At 64.0% G+C, this 4,980-nt stretch carries 3 protein-coding genes and 2 pseudogenes; 1 reads left to right on the forward strand and 4 read right to left on the reverse strand.

What is annotated here, in order from left to right:
- Positions 1-95: pseudogene (locus ABZ453_RS50400) on the forward strand (IS5/IS1182 family transposase); the annotation flags it as partial.
- Between the two features lie 86 nt (positions 96-181).
- On the opposite strand, the gene ABZ453_RS50405 reads toward ABZ453_RS50400, so the two are convergent.
- From ABZ453_RS50405 to ABZ453_RS50420, 4 genes and pseudogenes are all read right to left on the reverse strand, one after another.
- Positions 182-1,228 carry a group II intron maturase-specific domain-containing protein gene (locus ABZ453_RS50405; protein ID WP_359026713.1) on the reverse strand — a complete coding sequence of 349 codons (1,047 nt, stop codon included), beginning with the start codon at positions 1,226-1,228 and terminating at the stop codon, positions 182-184.
- Positions 1,229-1,813: 585 nt separating this feature from the next.
- Complete coding sequence (locus ABZ453_RS50410; protein WP_359026715.1) at positions 1,814-2,158, reverse strand: hypothetical protein; 345 nt, start codon at positions 2,156-2,158, stop codon at positions 1,814-1,816.
- Positions 2,159-2,654: 496 nt separating this feature from the next.
- Positions 2,655-3,062 (reverse strand): hypothetical protein, encoded by a 408-nt coding sequence (locus ABZ453_RS50415; RefSeq protein ID WP_359026717.1) that lies wholly within the window; start codon positions 3,060-3,062, stop codon positions 2,655-2,657.
- A 110-nt stretch (positions 3,063-3,172) separates the two neighbouring features.
- A pseudogene (locus ABZ453_RS50420) lies at positions 3,173-3,847 on the reverse strand (SDR family oxidoreductase).
- Positions 3,848-4,980 lie beyond the last annotated feature (1,133 nt).

A 4,980-nucleotide genomic window follows, 5' to 3' on the forward strand; every position in this document is an offset into this window, starting at 1 on the left:
CGGACAGGGCGTACTCCTCCCGCGCGAACCGCGCCTACCTGCGGCGACGCCGCATCCGCGGTGTCATCCCGGAGAAGGCCGACCAGGCTGCCAACGCCGAGTAGCCGAGGGGGTTTTCACCCCTCGGCCCTCACAGATCCGTACGTGACGATCTCTCGTCATACGGCTCTTGCCGTCCTGATCACCAAGCCGAGGCGGCGGCGGTCGTATGCCGCCAGTGCACGAACATGTAGGGGTATCGCCGGGCGATCTCCCGCATCTTCGCGATGGCCTTCCGCTTCGTCGCGAGCCGCTTGTACTTCTGGCGGATCCAGCGCACCAGGTAGGCGTTGATGCGCATGAGGAGGGGATACAACTCCCAGGGCCGGATCCGGCCGTAGTAGTTGACCCATCCCGCCACGACCGGGTTGATCCGGCGGGCGAGCTCCTGGAAAGACAGGTCAGTGCGCCGGTGCAGGTGCCAGGACCGCACCTCGCGGCTGATCTTCTTCAGAGCGTCCTTGCTAACAGCCGACGCGGCGAGGAGATCGGCGGCGGAGCGGTAGCGGGTGTCGGCCGGGGTCGGGAGGAGTCCGGCTTCGGCGAGCAGGGGGCGGATTTCGCGGATGGTGTTGCCGATCGAGGACCTGCTCACGTCGCCCAATGCCTCGGCGAGAACGTCCATGGTGCAGAGCTTCCGCAGGTAGAGGAGGGCGAGGACGACGCGCTCTTCGTCTCCGATCTTCTTGGGGAAGACGCCGCCGCGGCTGCCCGGCTGGCGATCGGCGCCTCGGCGCTGGTAGGAGGCTCGTTCGGTCCGGGCGAGCTGGCGTGGCGCAAGCCGGCGAGCGAGTGCGCCCAGGTCTTCGCGGGACATGCCGGTCAGACGCGGATGGGACAGCTTCTCCATGATTGAGGTACGTCGCGGTGTCTCCGCCGTGTCGGGGAAGGCCAGCAGTTCGGTCGCCGTAGTGAATCGGGTCGACGCGTATCCGGGCTGGTGGCGGTGGTCCTCATGCACCCGTCGGGTCTCGGCCACGAGCTGGCCGATGCGTTCGGGAGTCACCTCGAGCATGTCGGCTATCAGCTTCATTGAGCAGACCTGCCGCTGGTAGAGGAGGGTGAGCATGACCCGAGTCGGATCGTCGAACAGGGGCTTGGACCGCTGGTTGCCGGTGGCGCGTCGGGCGCGTCCGCCGCGTTGCTCGCTGTAGCGTTCCTGAGCCCGTGCTGCCTGGAGCGGAGCCAACTCGGCGGAGAGCTGGGCGAGTTCTGTGCTGCTCAGTCCGGTCAGTCGCGGGTCGGCCAGGCGAGCCAGGAAGGATCGGCGTCGCTCGGCGACGCCGGGGTGTGTCCAACGTGCCCCCGGCGGACGCAGCATTGTCGCTGCCCGCCGGTCGGCACTCCCGCGGCCTGGCCCGGCTCGCGGTCCTGGAGGCACAGGTGATCACCGACCGGTGTCATCAGGCCCGGGTGGCGAATGCGTTGGAGCCCGACTGGGCGGCCCAGTTTGAGGCGAGGGGGGCATCTACAACACGCTGAACGGGAAGAACCACGGACGCGCGTGGATCCTGGACGCGGATCTGGCGGCGGCGTGCGACCGCATCGACCACGACCACCTTCTTGCTCAGCTCGGCACCTTTCCCGCCCGGGGCACAGTGCGGCAGTGGCTGATGGCCGACGTGGTCGATGCGGTCGGTTCACCCTGACCCAGGAGGGGAAGCCCTCGGGCGGGGTGATCAGCCCCGCGCTCCTGAACGTCGCTCTCCATGGGATGGAGACGGCCGCGAGGGTGCGTTACTACCCGACTGGCCCCGTGCTCGTCACACCTGACTCACCAACACGTGGTGGATATCTGAACCGTCGCAATTTGCGTTTTGCTGCTCGGGTCATCTACGTAGCCGGGCCCGGAAATCCACTTGAGATGCTTGGTCCTAATCTCGCCGGAATCACATTGGCGTGCCGCCACGTACTCCGCCGTTTCGCTCGCGGCGTCGATCAAAACATCGTAGGGAATGTAACGGCCGCCGTTTGCATAGGAATTAGTAACCTGGCCGGTTCCCGTCACATTGGCTTGGCTCGGAAGCCCCGCAGCGACCGCGGCGCTACTCGTGGAAAGGATTGTGGCGCCAACAATGGCGGCCATCGTCAGAACCTTTGCGGACAGAGCTCTCTTCATGATTAATAACCTCTCCGAGTATGGCTTATCTCTCCTGCTGCGAGATACCTCCCGCTGATCTCGCGATCTGGCTTGGCGTGAGAATACAGCGAGAGGTGCTGCCAAGTTGTGCTGCTGGCGTGTGGTGATCGATACCGCGAAGACACAAGTCGGGGCGCTGACCACGCTGTTGGATCCTCCAGGGAGGCGGTCGGCGACGCGGTCCAGAGATCACGCCGGTCCTGGAAGGACTCAGCCACCCCATCAAGTCGGTCGCGATCACCGAAGCCACCACCCAGGACCTCAAGGCTTCGGCGTAGTCGGCCCGCTTCCCGACGGTTGGCCAGGTTGGCGGGGTCCGATGCGGAACGGGCACGAATGCCCGTGATCATGGAGTTCTCTACGCTCTGTGATCCTGGGAAGTCCGTGCCTGCCACGTTCCGGGTACCACCGAGCTGACAGACCGCCATAAACCGGGCCCACACGACAACGCCGAAGCCCTGACTTCAAACGCGTCTCAGCAGGTCGGGTAGGAGCTGTCGTTGATTGGGTTGGTCAGCTCGGACTTCGGGATGTTCCACAGGCCGACCCAGTTCCTGTCCTGGACGGTCACGTTGTACGTCATCCCGAAATCCCCGCTGTTGGTCTTGCACTTGATAATCACGGTACGCGGCCAAGCACCGATGTCGCCCCGGCTGACCTGTCCAGTGCTGTTGGGCTTGACCTGGTCTCCAGCGGTCACGTGCCCCACCCCGCCTGCCTGGCAGTTCGACACGCACGTAAAGAAGGCACCGGAGCCGGCCTGCGCCGACCAGTCCGCGTAGGAGTTGTTTGCACTGACACCCACGGCGCCGAACGCGAGCAGAGCGCCGGTTACCATCATCTTCTTGGACTGGGCAATCGGGCTGAACTTGAAGAATCGCATATATTCATCCTTTTAGATTTCGCGGCCAGGGCCTCGCAAGCGCGACGCGTGCACACGAGCCCCGGAGGAATTCATCACCCTGCGGCCCGAGCGGCGATCTGCTTTTGCCATCAGCTCTCCAGCGGCAGTGATTCACGCCGGACACGGGAGATGCCGTCGGCCAGCACCTCGTGCTCCCCTGACTCGATGCCGTCGAGTGCGGCCACGGCGACGTCGCGGGGGGCGGCCTTGGGCGCGTCGACACCCGCCGCCATGGCGCTGTCCACAAAAGGCCACGTGGAGCCCGGTCACCGCGATGCCGCACGGCAAGATCCAGGCGCAGAGAATTGGTCTGCGACCACAGGGCGGCCTTGGAGGCGTGGTAGGCCGTGGTGTCAGCCAGCCACGACCGGGCGGAGTGGATGTTGAGGATATGGCCCACGCCGTTGCGCTTGATGATCGGCACGAAGACCCGGGTGACCAGCAGCGGCCCGTAGAAGTTGGTCTCCATGTCCCGGCGCACGTCCTCCATGGAGGAGTCGAGATACGGGACGCGCACCGAGGCGTCGGCGTTGTTGATCAAGATCGTGACATCCTGAGCCTGCTCGGCAGCCGCCGCGACGGATGACGGGGCGGTGACCTCCAGCGCCACCGGAACGGCATCGGGGTGCGGCACCCGTACGTGGGGCACGGACCGTGGCGTAGACCTTGCGGGCACCGCGCTCGGAGAGCTCCTCGACCAGCGCCTTGCCGATACCTCGGCCGCCTCCGGTGACGAACACGACGGCGTCCCTGATTGCTGTCACAACTGCCCTCCTAGTAACCGCCAGCCCCTCACTTGCGCCTCTTGCCAAAGCCCTTGGCGAGAACCCGGAACAGTGATCCCAGTGCGTACCCGCAGGGGTTGGGTACATCCCTGGCTTGCCCCTTTTTGATCCTGTTCAGAATTCGCTCACGATCAGGCTCGTACTCGGCGGCCGCACGACTCAGCATATCAAGCAAGTGATCGAGATTCTGGTCCTTCCGAGGACGATGTTTGTCCTCCAACATCCTTCTCTCCTATGTACAGTGGAAACTGCGGGGAGGATGACACCTTGCACGCCTGGAGCGAATCTCTTTCCCGTCTACCTCATCTGGTGCCGACGGTCTGATGAGGCGTTCTGACGTGGTCCAGGCCATGGTGGACAGCCAGCTGCGTCGGCAGCGGATATCAGATTCCTTCGACCAGTTTGAGGTGGGGTGCATGGGAGAGTATGTGCTAGCCGCTCAGTCGCTCCTGTCCGGCAAGATCTTCCTCTTGCGAAGCTCGTGCGTCCGTCGCTCCGACTGGCGTTGCGAATCGATCTGCAGGTCAGCCGGGAGTGTCCCAGAATCGTGATCAAGGGAGTTTTCCTGCGTCAGGCCACGTGCGCAAGATCGGCGGCGTGATCAAAAGAATCACGGAGCCCGTACGCCCGAGCCACTCGCGCCTGCCAGATCTCCATTCATCCAGCGCTGGTGACCTGATCTCCGTCGCGTTACACAACCTGTAGCCGGGTCCTGACAGGAGAGAGTTTTTCAGCTCGTGACGACGAGTACATGCAGTGGGCGGATCAGGCTCCGCCTTGCTAGGCATAACACTGGGCGCCGCCAACTTTCCTATCACGGGGGCTAAGTTGGCCTGGCTGCCACGATGAGGACTAGAGGCAAGTGTCCTTAGTTCCTCAACTTGACGGCGTTCATAGCCTCGCGCTTTCACGAAGCGGGTCGTCCGGTCATTGAGTAATCCGATCCCCGGACGGCGACTCCCCGAAGATCCTGCTGGCCAAATGTGCAGTTATGCCGTGAGCCTGAGGTCGAGGCGGGTGTCAATCCCCTCGCAGTGTGGAGACGATCTATGCGGCCCGTCCCTCGGTGAGGGTGGCTCGGTAGTCACGTTCGTCGATCGGGCTCTTGTAAT

This window comes from Streptomyces sp. NPDC005799 (assembly GCF_040630525.1).
Taxonomy (GTDB): Bacteria; Actinomycetota; Actinomycetes; order Streptomycetales; family Streptomycetaceae; genus Streptomyces; species Streptomyces griseorubiginosus_B.

What these genes read in the sequence shown, in the direction of transcription:
- ABZ453_RS50415 (WP_359026717.1), bottom strand. Translation starts at nt 3,062, where the DNA reads ATGCGATTCTTCAAGTTCAGCCCGATTGCCCAGTCCAAGAAGATGATG.
- ABZ453_RS50410 (WP_359026715.1), bottom strand. Translation starts at nt 2,158, where the DNA reads ATGAAGAGAGCTCTGTCCGCAAAGGTTCTGACGATGGCCGCCATTGTT.